Annotated in this window: 22 protein-coding genes; 3 read left to right on the top strand and 19 right to left on the bottom strand. The window is 46.0% G+C overall.

Translation table 11 applies throughout. From position 1 onward, the window contains the following. Positions 1-23 precede the first annotated feature (23 nt). The 18 genes from MTN96_RS02365 to MTN96_RS02280 form a co-directional block, all read right to left on the bottom strand. Entirely contained in the window at positions 24-3,593 is a 3,570-nt protein-coding gene (locus tag MTN96_RS02365; RefSeq protein WP_248530638.1) for a conjugal transfer protein TraG N-terminal domain-containing protein, read from the bottom strand. Between the two features lie 3 nt (positions 3,594-3,596). After that, a complete protein-coding gene (locus MTN96_RS02360) occupies positions 3,597-4,985 on the bottom strand; it encodes a conjugal transfer protein TraH (protein ID WP_025610843.1) in 1,389 nt (462 codons plus the stop codon). A 2-nt stretch (positions 4,986-4,987) separates the two neighbouring features. Further along, positions 4,988-5,932 carry a thioredoxin family protein gene (locus tag MTN96_RS02355; RefSeq protein ID WP_248530637.1) on the bottom strand — a complete coding sequence of 315 codons (945 nt, stop codon included), beginning with the start codon at positions 5,930-5,932 and terminating at the stop codon, positions 4,988-4,990. 203 nt (positions 5,933-6,135) lie between these two features. Next, positions 6,136-7,200: a hypothetical protein gene (locus MTN96_RS02350; RefSeq protein WP_248530636.1), complete on the bottom strand. Its 1,065-nt coding sequence runs from the start codon at positions 7,198-7,200 to the stop codon at positions 6,136-6,138. 362 nt (positions 7,201-7,562) lie between these two features. Next, a complete protein-coding gene (locus tag MTN96_RS02345) occupies positions 7,563-8,270 on the bottom strand; it encodes a hypothetical protein (RefSeq protein WP_248530635.1) in 708 nt (235 codons plus the stop codon). 89 nt (positions 8,271-8,359) lie between these two features. After that, positions 8,360-9,427, bottom strand: coding sequence for a primase-helicase zinc-binding domain-containing protein (locus MTN96_RS02340; RefSeq protein WP_077671787.1), 1,068 nt, complete (start codon positions 9,425-9,427; stop codon positions 8,360-8,362). Positions 9,428-9,518: 91 nt separating this feature from the next. Then, the gene (locus tag MTN96_RS02335) at positions 9,519-9,860 is read right to left on the bottom strand and encodes a plasmid-related protein (protein ID WP_248530634.1); all 342 of its coding nucleotides are present in this window, start codon (positions 9,858-9,860) and stop codon (positions 9,519-9,521) included. Then, the gene (radC, locus tag MTN96_RS02330) at positions 9,860-10,357 is read right to left on the bottom strand and encodes a DNA repair protein RadC (RefSeq protein WP_248530633.1); all 498 of its coding nucleotides are present in this window, start codon (positions 10,355-10,357) and stop codon (positions 9,860-9,862) included. The genes MTN96_RS02335 and radC overlap by 1 nt, the downstream gene beginning before the upstream one ends. Positions 10,358-10,439: 82 nt before the next feature. Continuing rightward, on the bottom strand, positions 10,440-12,095 hold the full coding sequence (locus MTN96_RS02325; RefSeq protein WP_248530632.1) for a VWA domain-containing protein: 1,656 nt from the start codon (positions 12,093-12,095) through the stop codon (positions 10,440-10,442). Between the two features lie 69 nt (positions 12,096-12,164). Then, the gene (locus MTN96_RS02320) at positions 12,165-12,605 is read right to left on the bottom strand and encodes a hypothetical protein (protein ID WP_248530631.1); all 441 of its coding nucleotides are present in this window, start codon (positions 12,603-12,605) and stop codon (positions 12,165-12,167) included. Positions 12,606-12,666: 61 nt separating this feature from the next. After that, on the bottom strand, positions 12,667-13,620 hold the full coding sequence (locus MTN96_RS02315) for a DUF3150 domain-containing protein (RefSeq protein ID WP_053426188.1): 954 nt from the start codon (positions 13,618-13,620) through the stop codon (positions 12,667-12,669). 98 nt (positions 13,621-13,718) lie between these two features. Then, entirely contained in the window at positions 13,719-14,486 is a 768-nt protein-coding gene (locus MTN96_RS02310) for a hypothetical protein (RefSeq protein ID WP_248530630.1), read from the bottom strand. Then, entirely contained in the window at positions 14,486-15,445 is a 960-nt protein-coding gene (locus MTN96_RS02305; protein ID WP_067206276.1) for an AAA family ATPase, read from the bottom strand. The genes MTN96_RS02310 and MTN96_RS02305 overlap by 1 nt, the downstream gene beginning before the upstream one ends. A 209-nt stretch (positions 15,446-15,654) precedes the next feature. After that, positions 15,655-16,671 (bottom strand): YqaJ viral recombinase family protein, encoded by a 1,017-nt coding sequence (locus MTN96_RS02300; protein WP_248530629.1) that lies wholly within the window; start codon positions 16,669-16,671, stop codon positions 15,655-15,657. A gap of 60 nt (positions 16,672-16,731) precedes the next feature. Beyond that, positions 16,732-16,875, bottom strand: a complete 144-nt coding sequence (locus tag MTN96_RS02295) for a hypothetical protein (protein WP_000167275.1) — start codon at positions 16,873-16,875, stop codon at positions 16,732-16,734. An 83-nt stretch (positions 16,876-16,958) separates the two neighbouring features. After that, positions 16,959-17,777 (bottom strand): phage recombination protein Bet, encoded by an 819-nt coding sequence (bet, locus tag MTN96_RS02290; RefSeq protein ID WP_014703121.1) that lies wholly within the window; start codon positions 17,775-17,777, stop codon positions 16,959-16,961. 79 nt (positions 17,778-17,856) lie between these two features. Then, complete coding sequence (locus tag MTN96_RS02285; protein WP_248530628.1) at positions 17,857-18,276, bottom strand: single-stranded DNA-binding protein; 420 nt, start codon at positions 18,274-18,276, stop codon at positions 17,857-17,859. 15 nt (positions 18,277-18,291) lie between these two features. Continuing rightward, positions 18,292-18,618, bottom strand: a complete 327-nt coding sequence (locus MTN96_RS02280) for a plasmid-related protein (RefSeq protein ID WP_217875210.1) — start codon at positions 18,616-18,618, stop codon at positions 18,292-18,294. 367 nt (positions 18,619-18,985) lie between these two features. On the opposite strand from MTN96_RS02280, the gene MTN96_RS02275 reads away from it, so the two are divergent. Continuing rightward, a complete protein-coding gene (locus MTN96_RS02275) occupies positions 18,986-19,588 on the top strand; it encodes a hypothetical protein (RefSeq protein ID WP_217875211.1) in 603 nt (200 codons plus the stop codon). A 293-nt stretch (positions 19,589-19,881) separates the two neighbouring features. Here the strand turns inward: MTN96_RS02275 and MTN96_RS02270 are convergent, their stop codons facing one another. Continuing rightward, positions 19,882-20,781, bottom strand: a complete 900-nt coding sequence (locus MTN96_RS02270; protein WP_248530627.1) for an AraC family transcriptional regulator — start codon at positions 20,779-20,781, stop codon at positions 19,882-19,884. Between the two features lie 205 nt (positions 20,782-20,986). On the opposite strand from MTN96_RS02270, the gene MTN96_RS02265 reads away from it, so the two are divergent. After that, positions 20,987-21,526 carry a redoxin domain-containing protein gene (locus MTN96_RS02265; RefSeq protein WP_248530626.1) on the top strand — a complete coding sequence of 180 codons (540 nt, stop codon included), beginning with the start codon at positions 20,987-20,989 and terminating at the stop codon, positions 21,524-21,526. Between the two features lie 117 nt (positions 21,527-21,643). Then, positions 21,644-22,543 carry a DMT family transporter gene (locus MTN96_RS02260; protein ID WP_248530625.1) on the top strand — a complete coding sequence of 300 codons (900 nt, stop codon included), beginning with the start codon at positions 21,644-21,646 and terminating at the stop codon, positions 22,541-22,543. Positions 22,544-22,546: the final 3 nt, after the last annotated feature.

Below are 22,546 nucleotides of genomic sequence, written 5' to 3'. Positions count from 1 at the left end.
ATCACGCTGGCTACCTTCTATTTCTAGTTCCTTCCTGATGCCTGGTTATAGGCCCTAATATCAATCAAGTTGTTCTGAGCATAATCTCCCGCAAGGGATGCATTTGAGATCACCGCTATCTGCTTATCCACAAATGCTTTATCTTCTTCAGACACACTGTCAGAGATGTAAGCGCCACTCTCATCCTTTTGACGATACTCATTTAGCATTTGCTCCCTTAGGCCAAGCATTTCAGGCGACCAACTCGATGAGTCTTCAGAGTTGAATACGCGCCCCGCCAAACCTTCATTGAAAGCTTGAGCGAACACTTGACTTTGAATCGGGGTCAATCCCATTCTCTGCCCTTCGCTGTATGCTTCCTGTTTAAAATCACCGGCATACTGTTCTAAGAACTCACCATATCGATTGTTAACTGCCGCACCGAATGCCCCAGCCAACATGGCTTCAGACTTAGTACCCCAGTTTACTTCGGAGGCATACTGCGAACTCGATCCACTGTATGCATCATTAAACGCCGTCAATGGGTTTTCCAAAGAGGTTCCGGCGTCAACGGCTGCTTTTAAGCCATCCCAGGTTGATTTACTGGCCACCGTTGCATTGTGCAAGAAACCTCGTGAGCCAGGATCTTCAAGCGCTTGTTCTTTGTAACTCTCATAGTCTTCGCCAAAGTGATTCAAGGTATGCAGTGCTGCATCAGTATGCTTGCCACTGAAATCACCAATAGCACTGGCGCTGTTGAAGAACATTTCAGCACCAGAAACTCCGCTATCATCAGCCATAATGCGTGCTCGCCACTGAGACCCAGCTTCACTGTTTAGTCCAGATTGATAGGTACTTGTGTCAGAAACTACGGCCTGTTGGGCTTGTTGTTGATGCGCATTTAGTTGTCCATCAACACCAGACAAATTAGTTTGGTAAGCTGATTGAGCTGCGTTGAACTGAGTTTGAACAGTTGCAGCATCCTCGTAGCCGCCCAATACACCCGATTCCACTTGGCTTTGAGTGCCACCAAAAGTAGGTGCAGCTGATGACAAGCCTTCATTAGAGCGCGGTTGAATTGATCGTAAATCGGCTCCGGTAGCCATGGCCATAACAGTCATTGCTGCTTGATAATCATTGTCTCGTTCAGCGGGCGTCGATGAGTTGCTATAGGTTAAAGACTCCATAGCTGCGGCCACATACGCCTGATTATCATCAGGTAGCAAGCGCTGATACATTGGAAGGTTTTCACGTAATCGGTTACCTGCTTCAACATGCTGGTTCATATAGCGACCTAAATAATCCATGACTTCAGGATTATCCGCTGCTAATCGAGTTAACGTCGCACCATCCGTGTTCCTTTGTCCTGATAGACTGTAGCTGGCCTGATCAAGCTCACTAAAGCGGTTTGATGCCGTGATAACGTCTTGTGCTGAACTCTGAAGTGACTGATAGTCTTGGTTAGACAACGACATTTCAACGCCAGAACGTCTTGAATCTGAAAGGTCCTTAACCATGGCATCGCGAAACTCAGCACGTCGTGAATCACTCGATGCCAAGCTTTGCATCTCCCCAGTGAGCGTATTTGCGGTCGTAGACCGAGAACTGCCTTCTGACGACTCAACTTGGCCACTAAAGTTTCCACCTAAATCCAAGCCTGCTCGTAACCGTGATATTTTTGGCACTCTTGAGGATTCGGGCTTATCGACTCCAGGCAAGTTACCTTGTCGGGAGTCATTCCCCCCTGTACCAAGTAATCTTCCCAAGAACCCTTTATCTGCTACTTCTTTATCATCGGTATTTGTAATGGTTCCATCTCCACCGACCCTTAGGCCTCCCGATAACACGCCAGATACCAAGCCACGTACAGCGTCTTTTTTATCGTCTCCGAAACCATACCGTGTTTGCAGGTCATCAGTGACCTGATTAACAACGGCGCTAGATGCGGAATTAGAAGAACCGATCTGACGTCCAACCGAAGAAAGGTTGTCGTAACTTAGCTTTTCACCAAAGGTTCGACTCATGGTATTGCCAACCTGACGGCTAAAGGCTTGAGTTGCCTGAGTCATGGATTCTTTTGTAGAGCCGACCATTGAACCCACTGCGTTTCCAACAGAGAAACTGCTTAGTAGGTTTGACGCGCCGGTCATAGCAGAACCAGTGAGGGCTGAATTTTGGAACATTGACTGTGATTGCATCACCGGGGCATTTTTCGCGACATCTGGACTTGCCATCTTTTCATCAATGGCATCGCCGTTTTGAAGACGTCCAGCCAAGTGGGTAGCGGTTATTGCTGAGCCATACACGAGCATGAGCGAAATCGCCGGAACACTCGACGCCAACATGCCGCCAGTAGCTATCCAGGTTTGCAGCACTGAATCCATCTGCATCATCCCAGCAAAAGATGGCACTTCTGTACCTGCAAAGGCATCAAGAGCCGACATTTTCCCTGCAACGGTTAAATGAATATACAGGTTAATGATGGCCATGACAGGCATCCAAAGTTGAATCCAAAGCAGGATTAACAAGTACTTCCCAGCCATTCGCATCCCGATTTGGCCAAGGGCTATCACAAAGGCCATCAAAGGGGTGATGGCGTAAATGAAACCCTCAAAAAACGTCATCATCGGACGAACGATACTTTGGAAAAGAGTCTGCTCCGCCGCCCATTGTGTATTGCGCTGTTCAATCGCTTGGTTAACCATAACGGCGGCGGTGAAAGCTTGATCATCCATATACTTGCCCGTCACGCTTTGCTCATAAATAGGCAAAAGCACTGACGCGGTCATGTACTCTTGGGTGTTAACCGAAGCCAAACCAAGGTTATTCAGTGCATTTCGGATCACGTCATCAGTGTCAGTGGCTGACGAAGTCCCCAATGAGGCTGACAGAACCTGTTTAAGCCTCGGAATGAAGGTTGATTCTGTCATGAGTTTCAGTTGGCTATAGGCATCGGTGCAGTCCAGATCGCTACTGCTACCACTGAGCATGATGCGCGTGCCATAAATGCGCGAATCAAACCTAATCGCAGTCATCGGGTTAGGATCACTCAGCACCTGATCGAGGTTCTTTTGGCCAATGTCGATACCAATCAAGGTGCACTCTTTAATGTAGTTAAACCACGATTGCTCGATATCCGAGCCGCCGACACGATTTGCATCACCCAACCCAGAGCGATCCATCACCTGTTTTCTCACTATAATCAGTGACTGTAAACTGGATGCAAAGCCGTATTCCGTCATGGCGGGAGTTGAGAACGCCGTTTCAAACAATCGCGTGATTTGAAAGCCAACAGTTGAAATCGTACTGCCTGCGGCAGCAACACCGATGGGCACATTATCAACCACTCGAACTTGTCCCGTGTACGCATCCTCAATGCTCACTCGGGTACTGGGTCCAAACATGGTTGCAAAGACGAGCCATGAGACTAAAACGTGTTGAAAGTTAATCCCACGACCGCCTTGCATTAAGGCCTGAACAGAGACCATCAATACCCCAATGAGCAAGCCAATGCGAACCATTGAAGTAAAGTCGCCTGTACCAGTGATCATCGCGACAGCGTTCAGGACCTGCTCTAAAAAAGCCGAATCCCCGATGGAATAGATTTCCCACATGACCTATTCCCCCAGCGCCGTAGATTTAACGGTGTAATAACGCTGTTTGCGAATGGTCTGAATCACCTGGTTAAAATGCGCCAGCAATTCTTGCTCTGAGCCGTATCTTCGCTGCAACGCAGCGTACTCCTCATTGATTTGGCGACGTGCACGTTCAAGGTCTTCGGTTAACAACTTCGCATAGGCATGATCTTCCACACCGGAGGTACTTCTAGCTGCATTGAGCATGTCTTCAACCAATGCTCGGGCCATCTCAACAGCAATAAATGGTGCCGCTCTTGAAGCAAACGACCTAGCGGCCCCTTCATTTAATGCAGAAAGTGTTCGAATCATACCGCCAATGCTCGCAGGAGCCGAGGTCATAAAAGCCTTTTCGGTGGTGCTAGCAGCCCCTGTATTTCGAGCAAACTTAAAAATAATGCCGTTACTAGAACCTGTACCAAGAAGTAAATTTTCTACCTGAGTTGATAACCCGGTAAGAGTCACGTTAGTAATTGTCGGATTCAGACAGCCGTCTTGTGTCACTGTGTCACATCGGTACATAGCGACGTTACCGCCATGAATTAGATGCTCAATAGTCACTTTATTGCCATTCAATCTGGTCAGTTTTGGGGCTTTACCTTGACCATCAGCCGCATTAGCCAAATCACCAACGATGATCGAACCCGTCACCGACATAACCGCTTCAAGAAAACGGTCATCCCCCGATGCAAACCAGCTTGATGCCGAATGACGTTTCAGTGCTCGCCAGACCAAGTTACCTTTAATCGTTTTATTCACATCAGATGCCGCGACACTTGAAGCATTCTCATAAGGGTTCTTACCGTTGGACTCACTCCAACTGGTAAAAATGTCTCCAGCCCCTTTAAGTGAGCTCAACATGCTGGCTTCTGTTTGCCCCTTTTTACCAAAAGCAGCCAGGGTATCGTTCACGACTCCCTGAGCCATTTGACAGGAATTGCCAAAATACTCGTTCAACTGCTGGATTTTCTTTTGCAGTGTCTCCATGTGCTGAGAGCATTTCTCACACATAGCACTGAGCGCCAATTGGAATGCGTACCCCTTGGCATTTGCCGCTACAGAGCGAAGTAATTGAACAAACTGATCTGCATTAACAAATGACAAACTTCCAGCGAACATATCAATGCCGCCACAACCTGCTTGGAATGACGGAGGCACCATTGAGACGAGGTTCTCGTTCATGATCCTGTTACGGACAACAACGCTTCCACCAGATATAACGCCACGCCGCTGACTCTCGAATACACCAGGCGCAGTGGTGTTGGTCATTGAACCAAACAATTGATTCATCTCCTGTTGCAAGCTTGCTTGGCTCATAGACGAAAAACCAATCGCACAGGCGATTAGCGATACTCGGAATACTTTTTTCATTGTTATAACCCTCCTTGTGCACGCAGATAGCGAACAAGGAACTCAGGGTCCTGTAATATCTTTTCGTTAAGCTCTTGGGCTGACATCGCGAGTGACACGCCGGGTTGAACAGGTCTGGTGGCATAGTAAGTTTGATCGTCAATCCAACTGGCTTGATGGGCTGCAAGAATGATTCGATTATTGAGCTCATCAAGGCTCATTGCGCCTTGGCCAATCGGAGTGATGACATTAGGCGGATCAACTAAGAACACGGCAGGGACAGTCGTAACGGACAAGGATTGAGCTTGTCCTGAATCGACTTTGTAATTAGGAAACTCTCCACCAGGTAAAGGCAAGCCATCGACTGCAATAGCAAACACCTCGAAACCATAGTTCAAAGCCATTGATTCGATGATAGGCGCTTGAGCATGGCAGTAAGGGCAATCAGAGCGATAGAAGAAGAATAAGCCAGCCCGTTTTGCTACTTCACCTAAAGCAATATCTCGTTGAGCGCCAGCTTCTCGATCCATCCGATTGGCAGCATAGGTAGCCAAGGGTCTGCGACTGATTTCATCCAAAACTGGATCGCCCATGACCACCTGCTGACTAACATCAGCAAATAGTGAGCCCTTATCCATCATGACGCGCTGTAGATACAGATAGGCTCGGACGTTCTCATTCGTCGGCTCATCAATTGCCTTGTCCATGAACGACTGCATATGCTCTCGAAACCAGGCAGCACTGAAGGGCTTTAGCTCGCTCTGACTCGACTCTGCCGCACCAGATTCCGGCTTAATAAGCTCTTCAGCCTCCGCTGGCTCAGGAATGACCTGATACCAAAACCAGCCTTCCTGGCCACGCTGATAGAATGGCTCGTCACTGGCATAGGCGGGTAAAATGAATAGAAAGAAAATAATGATTGGGATGGTCACCCATAGGATGAACCAAGGTAACAAAGGCGTTCTCATTGTCAGCTCCAGAACATTTCATAGAGCTAACATGCTAAAGATCCCCGCTAGAGCGATTGGCCAGATAGATGAAGGAATTGTGAGTGTTTCTGACTAGCTGTTGTAACTAGTAACAACAGCTAACGTTAATGAACAAAAGATATGATTTTACGCTTTGAGCGAAAGGCTAAGCCTCAGCATAGCCATCACTTTTATCTCAAAGATTAAGAGATAAGCTTTTGAGCAACAGTTTTTAGTTTAAGTTTTAAGTCGTCAGAAATAATTGGAAGCGCTACACCGTCATCGCCAACAGCTACTGCTGGCCCATAATCATCATAATCTTCACCAGTGTCAGCATTGATTGCCCTGTAACAATCTTTGGTTACGTCGACATCATCCTGTAGACCAACGTAATACCAAAACCACTTTTCAGTTTCACTAATCGTAGCTTCGATTATTTCAATCAACCCTTCGCGTGACGGAGCAACAATCATTTCAGCTTTTAGCCAATCAAGATAAAAACTAATTGGGATTACTGGCTCATCTTCGTCATGACAATGCAAAGCATATCCAATAGCCTCAATCACAACATAAGGATCATCATAAAAATAGCCACTCCAGCAGTGGCTATGGCCGTCACCACATTGATCATAGATTGGTTTCAACGATGAAGGAATTGGAAATACCGCATCATTACTGTTTTCAAATTTCTTTAATACCAGCGTTAAAAGCTCTCGATAAGGGACGATTTTCTGGTATTGCTCAGCAACGTCAGACTGAATTACATTAAGCGAATGACCAGCTAGTTTTTTGTTATACCAGAACTCGCCACTTCTGTTATCCGGATTGTCTTCATATTCAGCCAATAATGTCGCAGCTACAACAAGACCAACCAATATCGCTTCTGAGTCATTTGCATCTATGAATGAGGTTAAAACACCTAGCATTCGTGTTTCACCTAATGCTTTTTCAAAAGAAGCCTCAGCATAAAATGCATAAACATCATCTAAAGAGATAATGTTAAATTGCTCCCAAGCTTGCTGGATTCGCTGGCATACTTGAAGCGTAACACCTGCATCAAAATCCAAAGCTTGCAAGCGCTCAAAGCACTGTCTATTTGCGATCTCAAGGTTTTCAACTCTATATTCAGAGGCAACTTGAAATGCCGCGTAGCTTTTAAAGCCGCAAAATGCTGCGAACGCTTCGTATAAATGGCTTTTCTTTATTGATGGAATTGCTGTTTTTAACTCAGAATGAGCCGTAAAAATGATGGGTTTTAAACTTTTCATATACATATCCATATGCTTGAGACAGTTATTAACCGTTATCAATCATTGCTACACACGATTACAACATGATCTCTCAAGCCATGTATGTATAATTAAAATTTAAGTAAATATTGGGTTCTCTATACGCCTTTTCAGGTCAATTTGCTGTTTTTCACTCGTGTGCAAGTGTGGCTAGCGCCACTAAAAAATATATAGGATTTTTGAAATTCAGGCAACCATCACAAAGAAAAACTGAAAACGTATGGATCGTGCAGTTCAAAAAAGGAAAAGATGAATCGACCAGATCAGTGCTCAAGGTAGACCCCTAACGTCTACTTCTGGCACATAAAGCAATATTCAGAAACTTCGAATACTACGTTAGCTCACTTTACTGCAATAACCGTAACCAAAATTTTAATTGAGCAACTTGGAACCATGACAAAGTACATTTTGCTCCCCACATGCTGCCAGAACTCGGCCTCTTGGGCATATTTTTTTGCTTTTTGGATAGCGACGTTTTCTGGCAACTGAGTTTTAGTTAGCCCCGAACATAGCAGCTTTGAGCACAAAGCCTTCCAAGGATGCTTAGGTACGCCGTCTGAAAGCCGTTCCACAAACCGATCCAGTGCATGATGAGTCACCACGACAGGTCCAATGTTCGGAACATTTATTACCTCATCGATTTCTCTCACTGTAGCATTATCGACGCTGTATTCTTCGAAGGAATATGAGAGCCAATCTTCCCGTTTCTCTACCGATATCTGTGCTTCTTGGTAACGGGTGAGCAAGAACCTGGTCAGGCTGTAAAGTGAATGCTGAGTTGAGCGTTGTTTCTGTAACTTTTTGATGGCTCCTTTACTGACTCGGATTTGAAGCCCATTGCCGCTTCGGTTACTCCCCATCACCTCTTTCACTGACAATAGGTGGTGAATAGCATAAAGCTCAGCTGCAATTAGCTTTTGCTGCCCAGGTAACTTGTCGTATTGCTCACCTAAATCGACCTTTAGCTCACCAGCTCTTCGAAGGCCGGTCTTCCAGTAAACCGTAAATTCACCATCAATCTGCTTTGTCAAAAGGGTTAAAACCATCATGTTTGTTTCTCCTATTGGTTATCTATTTTTCATTCTCCATGTTTTTTCAAATATGCAAGGCGCAAAAAAAGGGGCCGAAGCCCCTTCGATCAGATATGAACTTTAGGAAAGCCCATGGCTCCGTAAACATTCAGCACATCATTCCAATCCCAACTTTTCACGCCAAGTGACGTTGGTATCGGAGGGATCAGAACTTGTGTCAGAATGCCTTTTTGCCAGGCTTTTTTCTTGAGTTCATTCGCTGCATTCAGGCCGGTCTCAGAGAGATCGTGATCTGCCCAGATGTACAGCATTTTCACATTACTTGGTGGTTCAAACCTAGCCAGTAGCGTTGCATTCACAACCGACCAACATGTCTGTCCCGTAGCTCTGGTAACCGCTAAAGCTGTTTCGATGCCTTCAGAAACACCTAATACCTCACCAGGCTCACCTATCGGAATGGCACCACCAGTGATTGTTCTGTCACTTGGTATCGGCATCATCTTTTTAGGCTTTTCAACCGGCGCTTTGAATCCATCTTCACTTAGGTAGATCCGATGAAACGTGGCCGAACGCCCTTGCTGAGTAACGATTTTACCTAGCAGCGCTGGGTAGCTATCGATAAACAAGCCATCTTCATCATGGTAAGGCAAGTTTGGATGATACCTCAGCACCGAATCCCATTCAGGACGAAGCCGGGTAACAATGCCACGACGATGCATGTAGTTCCAAACTGGTTGCGCACGAGTATCTGCAAGAGAAAACGTTTCTCCCCAGGTTTGATTCAAGCGATGGATAATCGCTTTGTCCTCTTCCTGCTTTCTAGCCTTCCAGTCAACAGCGTTACTCGGTATTACCCGAGTTGGTACTTGTCCGGGTTGAATACCTAGAGCTTGACCGATTGCTTCAATAGACTGAGCAAAGTTCCATCCATTAATCCAAGACAACAGTTCAAAGCCATCATGAAAGATCCCGCAGGTGTTACAAACGCCACCTCCGGTATATTCAGCATCTTTGAACAGCCTAAAGCCATCACGACCGCCATGAACAGGACAAGCCACATGACGGCCTTTTCGAGCAATAGCGGCATCAAGTTCTGGCACCAACGCCGCCAGTATTTGAAGCCACTGGCCATTAAGATATGGCCTTACAGTTTCAATTTGTAAAGGTAACGCCATATAACCTCCTTAAGTAAAAAGCCGACTCCTACCACAAGTGATAAAAGTCAGCTCTGGGCCTGCATTGAGCCGTTTGGTTAATGCAGGAACGTTAGTCAAGCTGGATACCATGTCGTCTTAATAGCCACATGATGGAATCACGAAGCACATCAGGATCGACAACCGCAGCCATTGCGCAAACACGAAAGCAAAATGGCGTTAATTCGTCATTTTGAATCCACGACAACACATCCTTTCGCAATCGAGTACTGACACGACCGTCTAGCAATACACGGATCGCATCCAATAGAATGCCTTCGCGTAACTGCCAGATTTCCGTGTCAGACCAAGTGACAGGGGCATCATCAAACTCAAATAGAAATTCGAGCTGTGCTGATGTGTGCTCATGGGACTGCTTTTGTGATGTAGGAGAATGGGCAATACGCCCATTCATTACAGATAACCGCGTTCGGCAAGCGAAACGCAGCCCTCGGATGCGACCACGACATGGTCAAGCGTTCGAATATCAACAAGTGACAAGGCGTCACGAAGTCGATGAGTGATGCGTTTATCAGCTTCACTGGGTTCAGGATCACCCGATGGATGGTTATGAACCAGTATCACAGCTGCCGCATTAAATTCCAACGCCCGCTTTGTTACTTCCCTTGGATACACGCTCGCTGCATCTAAAGTGCCTTTGAACAGCTCTTCAAATCGAATAACGCGATGCTTTGTATCAAGAAACAGCACGCCAAAGACTTCGTGCTCATACTCGTGCATCAGTGTTTGCAGGTATGAGAACGCCGATGATGGCTGTTCAATTTTGCGACCTTTACTCAATCGATCACGGGCAAGCTTGAGCGCCATATCTAAGATATCCGCTTCAGTCACTTGCTCAGGAACGATGTAAGTACCGGCTTCTTCGCCAGCTAAGAATTTTTTGTTTTTCATAGGAGTCTCCAAAAAAAACGGAGACGAACCCATGCCCTGAAGGGGACGGAATCGTCCCCGCAGGGTGGTAAAATTGATGTGGTTACTGAATTAACAGTTGTTGTGTTACTTCGAATAACTCACGCTTCAGATCTTTGACGTCGTTAATCACGATGCTTTGAGGAAAGAATTTCTCAACACTGCGTGTTTGAATCCCTATTCCCAGCAGCTCAAAGCCACTTCGTCTGCACCGGTCAACAATGTCATGCGTGGCAGCCCAATCATCTGGGTCACCATCCGTTAGCACTATCATTAGCTTTCGCTTCTGTTTTTGCGCTAACAAACTGTTTGCCGCAAACCACATCGCTTGTGCCATAGGCGTACAACCTCGTGGTTTTTGGTCAAAACAGGCGGCCCGATGTCGAACCGATTGCTTGGGCAATAACGCGATAGAAACTTCCTGATGAATACCAGGAAAATAACTGACCGCAGGTACAACACCCGGTATGCCTTCCAGTGCCATGGCCAAAGCCAAAGCGGCTTCATTAGCAACATGAAAGTACTTTCGATTACCTTCGCCAATGGGCTTACCCATTGAGCCCGATATATCGACAAGCAAGTGCACAGCAGCATTGGGCGCAATGCGAGGTTGCCTTTGAATAAACAATCTCGACTCACCTGCTTGTGAAGCGGCAAGACGATGAGTTGCAACTCGAAGACCGTGCCTTTTGGCATGATTCCGATTGTCCTGACTGGACTGAACCATGCCCCTAAGTCGGGCTCGAATTTGAGCCGACTCAGACGCCGATAAGCTCAAGATGGCCTCATCACCCAACATAGCTTGCTCTGCTTGGGGCAAACTGAGAGGTGTGACGCCCTGATGTCCTTCAGCTTGTTCCGACAACACTTCTGCCACTTGGGCAAAGGTATCGGGTTCAAACTGAGCGGCACTGGCCTCTAAGGCTTGTCGCAAATTGTCAGCTTGATCAGAGTTATCAGAATCACTCGTTTCAGCAGCATCCCCTGTTACAGACGAACCTGTTTCCGGGGTTTGACTGTCACTACTGCTATTGCTGTCATTACTCGCATCTTGTCCAATGTCATCACCGCCATCAGCATCAGACTCATCCTGTGGTGGACGAGATTCTTCTTCCAACATGGCAACGATGGCATCGACAAGTTTCAGCACTTCACCTGTAGATGCCAGGCTAGGCACTGCTGTCAGCATGGCGCTTAACCGGCTCATCGCTGCGGCAGGAAAGAGTTGTCTCACTCTTTCATCAACAGCTTGATACAAAGGCGTCAGCGCTTTCTGGCCCAGAAAATGGCATCTCAAGCGAAACAACAACCAGGCTTGCAAGTTAGATGCAGGCTCAGGCTGTTCAGGTACACACATTTGCTGTGTGTCCACCATGTACTCAATCACTTGCGAAATACTGCGCCGGGTTCCGGGGTAATCCTTTGCCAATTCGTTTTCAATGCGAACGTCCTCAATGATATTGAGAAGTGCCTTACGGATCGGCTTAGACGACGCCTTCTGCACCATGTCAAAATTGGTATGCCGAATATGCGCCGCTTCATGAGCCAGATAACCCCAAGCTATCTGTTGATAGTGTGGGTCGTCTGGGTTTGCTGTTGGGATCACAATCCGCTCACCATCGGTAAACGCATCTTGTCCTTGAATAAGCACCTTCACACCAAACTTTTCGCCATAAGCGGCGGCAACGATTGGCAGTGCGTTTTTTAATGGATGATTCATGGGAGTCTCCTAATCATTAGGGGGAATACTCCCTCAGCGGGAGCGTTTCCCCGCTGGGAATGTAAGTGTTTAAACCTGTGCTTTTAGCTTATCCATGTCGTATTTTTGACCTAACCAAGCCACCAATTGAGCTGGACTCTCGTGCTGCTCAAATGACGTTTTAAGCTGGTCTAAACTCAGGATGTCATCCAATGTCAGACCGTACTGGTCTTGTAACTGAGTAGACACCTCGTGTTGATATTGCAGCCAGGCCCGCTCATGAGCGGTTTGCTGCAATGCCATGTTTGGAACAAATACCATGGCCGTTACCCAAGCTCCTTGTGCGTCCGCATCTGCGATCAGCACAGGGTTCTCGGGGATCACGACACTATGTGTTGAGTACGACCGTTGTACTAACCTTCGACAACACGCCACTTCTGGTATCGATTCACTTTCAACAGCATCAGTCACACCACGAAAATGCGGTTCAAACTGCTTTAGTTGGCTGGGGTTATGGATGGTTGATTGCATAATTTCCTCTTATATAGTTCAGAGGACATGCGCCCTTCAGGGCAACATGCCCTCAAGGACGTTAGAAATAAAACGAGTTTGGTACAGTCGAACCAAGGTTTGGTCTGACGGTTGGTTGGGGTATTGCACGCAAGTTATCTGCCTGAGCAGATACTGGCTGTGCGGGTTTAGGTTCAGGTTTGGGCATCAGTTGCCTGATATCCAATTGACCTTCACCGTGCATTCTCATCTTGTCTGGATCAGACAAAATTAAAATGGTCGCCATCAGTTCGTGATAGAGATTGTCTGTCACAGGGCCGGTCTTCGGCAGACGAACAAATAAATTGTCCATCGCTTCAACCATCGGCTGAACTCGATGATCCAGAAATGACAAACCATCCAACTTGTCTCTTAACCGTTTGAGAGGGTTAAGGGCTCGCTGACTGATTTGATTCTTACCTGCAACGGAGCGCTCAAACAGTTCGTTGGCATCACGAGCTACCTCCCTAAAGAGGGTGTGTCCCATACCATTGACCTTGTCATCTAAGCCGCCAGCTTGATCAGCCGGTTGCATTCGATAGATGGCATAATCGAACTGAAGCCGTTGTTCCACGTCTTCGATGGGTGATAATGCACGTCGGATTGCATCTGCAAATTCCGGGTGTTTTGCAACCCAGTCAAAAGTCACCTGATCATAGTTGTCCAAGAACAACTGCTTGCACTGCGCAAACTCCTGACCGATCCGGTCAAGCTCTGGAACAATCTGATCAATTCGGTCTTCAGGGACGGCATAGCCTCCTAAGAACCGCACACCGACTTGCTCACACAAACGCTGCGCTTCTTTCTTAAGCCTTTCAAAGTTCGCCAATGCCTCAGGGTCGCAAATTTTTTTACTCCCTAAGCTGGCAACATCCTTCGGTGGAAGTTGGCTGCCATTGGCTAATCTGAAATCTTCAGGCCTTAGTTTTTTTCTACCGCTCCAGATGGAACAGTCGATGTGACAAATCAAAAGTTTGTCGAGGGTTTGAATACTCATAGTGCATCCTCATGCGAGATGGGGACACACCACTCCCAACAGGAGCAATGGCCCCCGCTTGGGTGGTAGTAGTTGACGCGCTAATGGCAATACCACTATCAGAAATAGTAATTTTGCGAATCAGGCGACGATTGGTTGAGATCGATTTTCGCAGGCATTAAATCCAGTGCTTCAGCTATCGGGCGAACCCGCTCTAAATCACTGCCTAGCAACCGCAATACATCTTTTTCCAACTTCAGTTGGTCAGATACTTCTATCCCTTCAGGACTCGCTACTGTGAGCGAACAAAGTGGTGGTAATTGACGCTTAAAGGCCAGTAACAGCAACAATGGCCACGGGCCATCATCAGTGTTAACAATGCCAGCGCCTTCACCTGACACCATGCTGATTTGATTGGTACTAGGTAATCCGCTTTTGCAAAACCCTAATGACCATTCTCCAATCCTGACCTGGTTATCATCAATAACAGCCAAGCCATAGGCTTCAAGCAGCTTTGCCATATCGAACAACGCTTTTTGCGCTAGCGAGATTTGGCCATTGACGTCCTTGCGAGTACGAAACTCCCAACTGACGTTATTGGCGCACGCGACGCTATCAAGCGCATTTGATAGTTCAAATGGCCGCCCTTGATGATCAATGCCGACTTGTCCAACAAATCGATAACCCTTGTTGATTTTCTCATTGATTCTTCGGTCTGCTTCTGCGTTAGGATCAGTCGAGTCAATCAATCGCTGCTGCGACAATTGACCTGCTTTTCCAAACCGAACTTCAACCTCCTGGTTATCTGCTCCAACGTAAATAGCCCATTCTTTGGCTGTCCCATCAGAATGACTGTAACGGTAAAGAGCAAAGCACTTTTCCATCATCAATCCTCCCAGTGGTCACCGAAGACATCAGCGGCAATACGGTGAATGGCTTCTCGTTGCTCCAACTCAGCACGAGCCGTCAAAGACCGAACCAGTGCATACTCCACTGCGTTAGGAGCACCTTTGAAAGCAAGTGTTAACTTTGCCCAGCGCACCAAGGTCCTTGTGGACATGGTGATACTAAGCTCAGCACCGCCATCCGCGCCGCCAATAAAAAGGCGACGAATGTCACCAGCCACTTTCACCATTTTTTGGCGAAAGACTTCTGGCAAGCCCGGCGCAACGTTCTCCAGAATGGCTTCCTCTACAGATGGCTCTGCATAGGTCGCTTCGATGATTCTAAAGCGATCAAGAAAAGCCAAATTCTGTTGAAGCACGCCTTGATACAAGCCCGTTTGGTCACCGCTGCCCGCACTGTTGCCGGTAGCGATAAAACGAAACTTGGCATGTGGCATGATGATCTCACCGCCATTTTGTGCGATGACCAACGGGGCACCTTCCAAAATGTCATTGAGCCCAGCCAGTTCAGCAGGCTCAGCAAGATCCATTTCATTAATGATCAGCAAATGGCCATGCTTGACAGCCAGTGCCAGTGGTCCATACACAAAGGTCATGTTGCCATTAACCAGCGTGTGGTGACCGATAAGATCGGACAACTCCAATCGACCGTGCGCCGTAATTTGCTGAACAGGCCAATTCAATCGAGAAGCAACTTGGCAAATTAGCGAGGTCTTACCGCATCCCGTGGGGCCTGTAATATATAAACCGTCACCGTCTGGGTGAGACAAGAACGCCAATACGTCACGTAAGTCTTCTTTTCTAAAAACATACTCGTCCTTGCGAACGGGAATGTTTGGATGGGTAGTGTCGGCACCATATCCTTCCAGAACGAAAGCATCAGGAGCCGGGACATTAAACGCTTGATTCACTTGAACCAAAAATGGGGATTGTTCTGTCATGGTAAACCTCATTAGTTTTAACGAGGCCCCATGCCCCAACAGGGAATGAAGTCCCCGTCGGGTGGTGTGTTGATTGTGGTATGGCTGTGTATGTAAGAGTTCAGCTCGCTCTATCATTCGTACCCAGCATTGGCTACGAGTGAAACTGCTTTCTGATGCACTCGATGTAAGCGCATGAGAAAGGAGCCGAAATCGGCTCCAAGTGAACGTTAAAAGTAAAATGAGCTCGGCGAGTCACCTGGCAGAACCAAGTTCTCTTGCTCAAGACTGATTTTGATTGGTGTTTCAACGGGCTGATCTGGCTTATTGGTGCTGATACGCAACCGCTCTTGTGGCGATTTTCGGTAAGCGGCTAAAACCTGTTCATCCAGCTCGCCTAACTTATCGGTGGCCAATTGCTTATAGTCCACCGTGCCCGCCATCATGTAGCGACTGAGTTTGACCCCAGCATAGTCGGCATGAGCGTAGTTACCCATCATGGCGACCAATTTTGACTGGGCGTCTCGCATTTCCTCTTTCAAAGATTTAATGTGATTTTCCAGTCGGACAACTTCGGAATGTGCTGAGCAATACTGCCGAGACAGCGATGTCCAGCGGTATTGGGCTTCACCCTTGGGAACAAAACAATCTTGTTCAGGGCATTTTGACGGTTCTTTTTTGGTCTGTACTAACTCCCAAAACTGAAGCGCTGTTTCTTGCAATTCAGTTAAGAACGCCGCGTCTCGTTGTATTTCAAACTCAATCAGTTGATCCTCAAAATAGAATACCAACCAACCACGCGTGCTATTGGCGACCAGTATTTGATGCTGTACTTGCACCCAATACAACTGGTACGCCTCGCTTTGTTCTCGGTGAGCTTGCACATCCTCAAAAACTGACTGGCAAGGACATTTCAGTTCAACGGGTTCGCCCGCATCGTTGATGCCATCAAAGCTGGCTCGAAAGATTGCGTTATGATCGGCTTCTGCACATAACGGCAGAAGAAAGTCATTATGCGCATTCTCAAATGCTCGCCTTGCTTGAGGCTCCAACCTTATACCGCGAAGCACATTTGGATTATTCGACAGGTCTTCCGGTAATACGAATCCGGTTTTTTCTGCCCATAATCGCCAAGGTGTTTTGTAGGGTGAACGCCCCATAATAATTGGGGCTTCAGATGCCGTAACCCCTGCAATGCGCCACTGGTGCCATGCAGGAGTACGCTGTGATAGGTCGATAACCTTCATATTGCCTCCTTTGAGGGGAGACTCCCCCGAAGGAGAGAACTCCCCTTCAGGGTTAAGTGGTTACTTTGCAGCTTGTGCTAACGCTGTTTGGTGCTGAACAACACTTGCTTGAACCGAATCAATTGCCGCTTTACCGGCTTGAATCGAACCTACGACAAGGGCAACAACCAATACCAAGCGAAAAAGTGAGGCTGATTTAGTCATGGAAGATCTCCAAAAAAAAAGACGAGACCTTCCCCCTGACGGGAGAATAATCCCGCCAGGGTTCGTAAAGTGAATGCGTGGCGCTAAGAAGCTAAAGGCTGTGTGAGCGCTTTGGCTGCTTGTTGCTGTGCATTAAATATTTCTTGTTTCGCAAACGTCAGTTCAACACCTTGAAAATGTTCATTGGCATATTCCAATGCACTATTCCAAGCGTTTGAAGCTTCCGCCCGCTCGATAAGCTTGTAAACAAGCCCTCGGGTTCGATCATCAACTTGCTCGGGTGGAATCACCGATGGCTCAACAACGTGTGTTGCTTGGCCTTCGATAATTCGCTCCGCTTCGTCTTGATCGAAAATTCCCACAAAGCCAAACGCAATGCGGGAACACTGGATCATGGATTTATGCCTTAGCATTCGCTTAGTGTGCGTCTGCCATGGACCATCCACACGGTAAGGGCCATTTTTGCCGTTACCTTCAAAAGGCGGTCGATAGACTTCATCCAGGTACTCAGTGATTTTGACTGGGTGCGAACGGTCGCGCCGATAGATAATGCATTCCATCCATTCCGGGCATTCTTTCGCGCCATCCAGTGAGACTTTGGTTTCTGAAGTCTTGAACTCCATGCCATCAAACTGGTCGTGTTGATTGATGATGCGAGACCATCCATCGACACCTACCACTGGAATAATTCCAGCTTGTTTATCAGGGAACGCAAAAATCTCTTTGGTGAAAGGGTTCAAGCCGTACTGATCTGCAACCACCAAGAGCGCCATCATCTGCTCATTGGTCGGTGCACTACCGTCACGTTGCTTGAATGCTGTTGCTTTTAGGGTATCGAACAACTTGTTTGGATCGACACTAAAGCGCTCAGCAAAGCGTTGGATTAGCTTTGGTTTTTCCATTGTGGACTCCGACAATCAAAGTGGGAGTCTGACCCTGACGGGAAAGTACTCCCGGCTGGGTTAAAGCGTTTTCGCTCGGTTAAAAATCTGGTTCAGGATAAGTTTGTGCCCAATTAGTTTGGGAGCCTGCATCATCCGCCGGTGATGGCTCAGATGCTCTGTTCACACTATCAAGAAGCAGAAACTCGTCCGCGTCCACTTCGGTCAATCGATGCTTAGTGCCATCTTTCTCCCATGATCGCGTGCGCTGAGGCCCTTGAACAAAAAGCTTCGCTCCTTTTTGGATCAAATCTTTTGCTCTTAGCCCTAACTTAAATCCACCACGATCTCGAAAAACAACCCGATGCCATTCCGTATGCTCTTTGAGCTCATTGGATTGACGGTCGCGCCATTTCTCAGAAGTGGCCAGTGAAATACTGGTCACTAAATCACCTGATGGATAGGCTCGTGTCTCTGGCTCAGCGCCAACGTAGCCTATGAGTGTTACTTGGTTTTTCATGATGTTCTCCTCGTCTTAGTTGAACTCTGTGCACACAGTCGTTTCTACCCGGCTGGGCAAAGAAGACTGACGGCGCAGATAGGTTGGTATTTCGAGTAAAGCCATGTCGTACTGATGTGGCTCTTTGTAAAACGCAGATGTCAAACGGGGCATACCAGGAGCTTTAGGCACTGCCATTGGACGACGTTTTGGTGTTGGTGTGAGCAACCGTTTGATTTGAATAAATACAAATCGAAACGGGCGCACGCTTTGACGAGCAACCAATCGTAAAAGCGACCAGCTCAGTTTTGCAAGCAACATAATGCCTGCGATTTGGATAATAAATCCGAAGATATATTCCATTGGTGACTCCTTAATTAGGTTGTGAAGGAGTCACCCCCAACTGGGGAAAACTCCCCCAGTTGGGTGGTGAAAAGGCGAACCATTAGGAACGCATGGTTGAGCATGTAAAAACATGCAGGCTATTTGTTTAAGGAGGCTAGCTACCTCTTAGTACCACTGAGAATACTCAGCGGCGGGCTTCCTTTGAGCTCATGCTCTCAGGCGCAGATATCACTGAAACAGATCAGCAATATTTGATAGTCAGTGTAACCGTCTTATTCAGACAGGATAGTTAGAAAGATGCTCAATTCTTCCACCTAGCTGAAAGGCCATTACCTCACAGAGGATTAGTCTAGGGACTGATTATTGTCATATCAGGAGCAAACTTATGGCCCAAACAAAACCCAATTACTCAAAACCCATCTTTGAACAATCATTCACAATTAATAGCTTACAGGCGCAACGTGTCGTTGACCGTGTTTTTAGACGGACGGTCAGTGCGCTTTACGGAATCGATGTCATCCTACGCATCATTGGCGATGAGAACGAAATTGATGAAGTAGAACAGATCATTAGCCAGTTGATCGAGGATTGCGCTAAAGCGGTAGACAACGAACAAGCTCGTTTGGACAAATTGATGGAGTCCAACGGCATCGATGAAGTACCTGACTACACCGACCCGATTACCTTCAACGCCAAAATCAGCTCGCCTCAGGTTGGCCAGTTTGTCGGCTTAGTTCGCAAACTCGATGCGTTGATGATCTCAATGGACACACTCTGGTTGTCTAGCGTGCTTAGCAACAAACAACGTGTTGATGGCAACTACGCATGGCAACAGCGCATTATCAAACTGGCTCGACGCATTATTGATATCGAAATTCGAGCACGAAAATCAGCTCAAGCCAAGGGTAAAGAAGCAGAAGTTGAACAAGCAGTACCTTCAACCGATGACGATATCACTGAAGAGGAAACAGATACCCCCGCCAACTAGGCTCCCATCAACCAGCCCCTCTCGAAGGGGCTCTTCAATATTTGGTGTTGTGGACTTTGTAACAGAGTTTTGGACATTAGTGAGTTTGAAGCTTCGAACGAAATCTACCCATCAGAAAGTTTTCCATCTTCCAAACAGCAGAACGGCACCACTTCAGGTGGTGCCGCTAGTGAAAAAAGTGGACAATTTCTATCATTACATGGAGTATTACCTGCAACCCCTTAATGCATTTCAATGCTATTTGAAGAGATGTCTATTCAATAGTCAACCATTCACGTTTACTATGCTTTTTATTAGGCGAATTTTTTACGAACTTCTCCAGGCCCCATATTGAATTGTTTTTTAAAAGCATGAGCGAATGAAGCCTCAGAACGATAACCAACGCTTTCCGCTACATTCGATACAAGCTCACCATTTTTCAATAATGACCATGCCTTTTGCATACGCCACCAAGTTAAATAACCAATTGGCGTCCATCCAGATATTTTTAGAAATCTAGTCGCAAATGAAGATCTAGACATTGCACACTCTTTAGCGAGTTTTTCTACTGTCCAGCTGTTCTGGGGCTCATGTTGAATGACACTAAGGGCTCTGCTAAGTTTGTTATCGGACATTAAGTTGAATATTCCAGCCTTAAAGGTACTATTTTCTATATAGGAACGAATGGAATGTACAAAAAGAGATTCTATTAACTGCTTTATAATAAGCTCCGAACCGAGACCAAAATTACAGTTTTCGTACTGAATTAACTTTATTAACGGGCCAATCCAATGTTTTGTATGCTCATTATTTTTGATTACAAGAATTGGGGGCAAAGCAGCAAGAACACTCTCAGTCGAGTTGTTCTGATAAGTAAAAGACCCACAGAGTATGCCCGTAGAACCTACAACCAGCCCCCCTTCATACTTTAGCCTTTCTGCTTCACAAGAAGTGGATTCTCCTGCAACCAACTTATACTTCACATCACGCGTGTAAATTACTAAATCACCGGAATTAAGGAGCTGTGCTTCTTGATCATCGATGATTAGTGAACATGAACCATGGGAAATCACATGAAACCATTTTGTTCTTTTGGCTTTGTCACCCAACAACCAATCTCCACAAAACTGTTCATTGATAGAAATTGTGACATTAAGGTGTACGTTTAACAGCATTTCAGAAAGCGGATCCTGATAATTTGGACGATTAAACATATTACGTAGACTCCTAAACATTCACTAGTCGATAGTGTAAGCATACAGTTAATCACGGTGATAAAAAGACAACCCCAGCATTGTACCAATAGGTACAGTATAGGTGCAAAAATAGTTCTTGAACTCTTAAAGCACGTGTCTGGAATAACCTATTTAATTAACGTGACTTTACGAAAAATTCATACAAATCAATAAAGGAGAAAATATGGGCAGTTCTGTTAAGTTAAAAATAAATGAAAGCTTTCCAAAATTAACCGTAACACTATTCGGTGATAAAAAAATCGTTTTAGGTGAGCCACGAGAAGGTTCTTCATGGAAAGCTGTTTTTATATATAGAGGATTGCATTGTCCGATTTGTACTGATTATCTGAATCAACTTGAGACACTCCAGCAAGAGTTCTACAAAACTGGAATTGATATTATCGCTGTTTCTGCGGATACGAAAGAGAAGCTCATTACTCATAAGACATCTGGCATCAAAGTGACTTTTCCTATTGCTTATGGTTTGACGATAGAACAAATGGAAGAGTTGGGGCTTTATATCTCCTATAACACCGATGATATCGTAGGAAACTACAATTTTTCAGAGCCAGGTCTGTTTATTATTAACGAAAAAGGAAATGTTCATGTAGCAGATATTTCCAATGCACCATTTGCAAGACCTGATTTGAAAACGTTAATTAAAGGCCTGAAGTTTATCCGTAGTAAAGATAACTACCCTATACGCGGTACCGAAGGATACTGAACACTTATTATCGAACTCTAACTGGCTTACCTAGCCACTCATAATATGTATTGAGGCTAAACCGTAAAGCTGGCCTGAATATATCTAATTCAGAATCATTGGGTTAATAAACACAAAATGGAAATAACTTTAAGAACGCACAATAAATATGTAGTCATTGTTCCCTGGCTTTTTGTATTTCTCTGGAGTACAGGGTTCATCGGTGCGAAATACGCACTGGCATACAGCGAACCTTACTTTTTGCTTTTTTTGAGAGGTGGCTTTTCTTGTGTTTCATTCGCCATTTTGTCTTGGGTTATGAAAGTTGAATGGCCAAATCTCAGTATTGCTTTCAAACATATGAAAGCAGGTTTTATGCTTCAAGCAATGTTTGGAGTAGGATGCTTCACTGCTATATCATTAGGAATGCCGGCCTCAATCACGTCGCTTATTGTTGGAATGCAGCCGATCCTTACCGCTTTGATTGTTACGCTTGCTTTTAAAAAATCATTTCAGCCACAACAATGGCTTGGTCTTATGTTAGGCTTTTTAGGCGTTTTTCTAGTATTAAATCCAGTGGCCTCTCACGACTATGAGCTAACAACCCCTGCGATTATTGGATCAGTTATTGGCTTGATAGGCATTACTACCGGAACTCTCTATCAAAAAAAAATAAACACTGAAGGTCACCCTATTGCACAGATATTCTTTCAACAACTGTCGCTAGTGATCACTGCTGGAATATTAACATTGGGTATTGAAGACCAACAGGCTCATTGGAATGTGAACTTTGTGTTTGCCCTTGCATGGTTAGTTACAATTGTAGGTGTAGGTGCGACTTTGCTGCTGATGTATATGATTAAAAATGGTGAATCCACAAAGGTAGCTACCTATTTCTATTTGGTTCCAGTATTCACTGCATTCGAGTCTTGGATGTTATTCGGTAAAACAATTTCTTACATGGGGTTTGTTGGAATGGCAGTTTCCATTACTGGCTTATTGCTCGTTGTTCGTTATTCAAAAGGTAAGCAGCGTTAAATA

This window comes from Pseudoalteromonas sp. 2CM28B, assembly GCF_023161935.1.
Note: the sequence above shows the minus strand (reverse complement) of the source record. Positions and strands in the feature narration are given on the sequence as shown.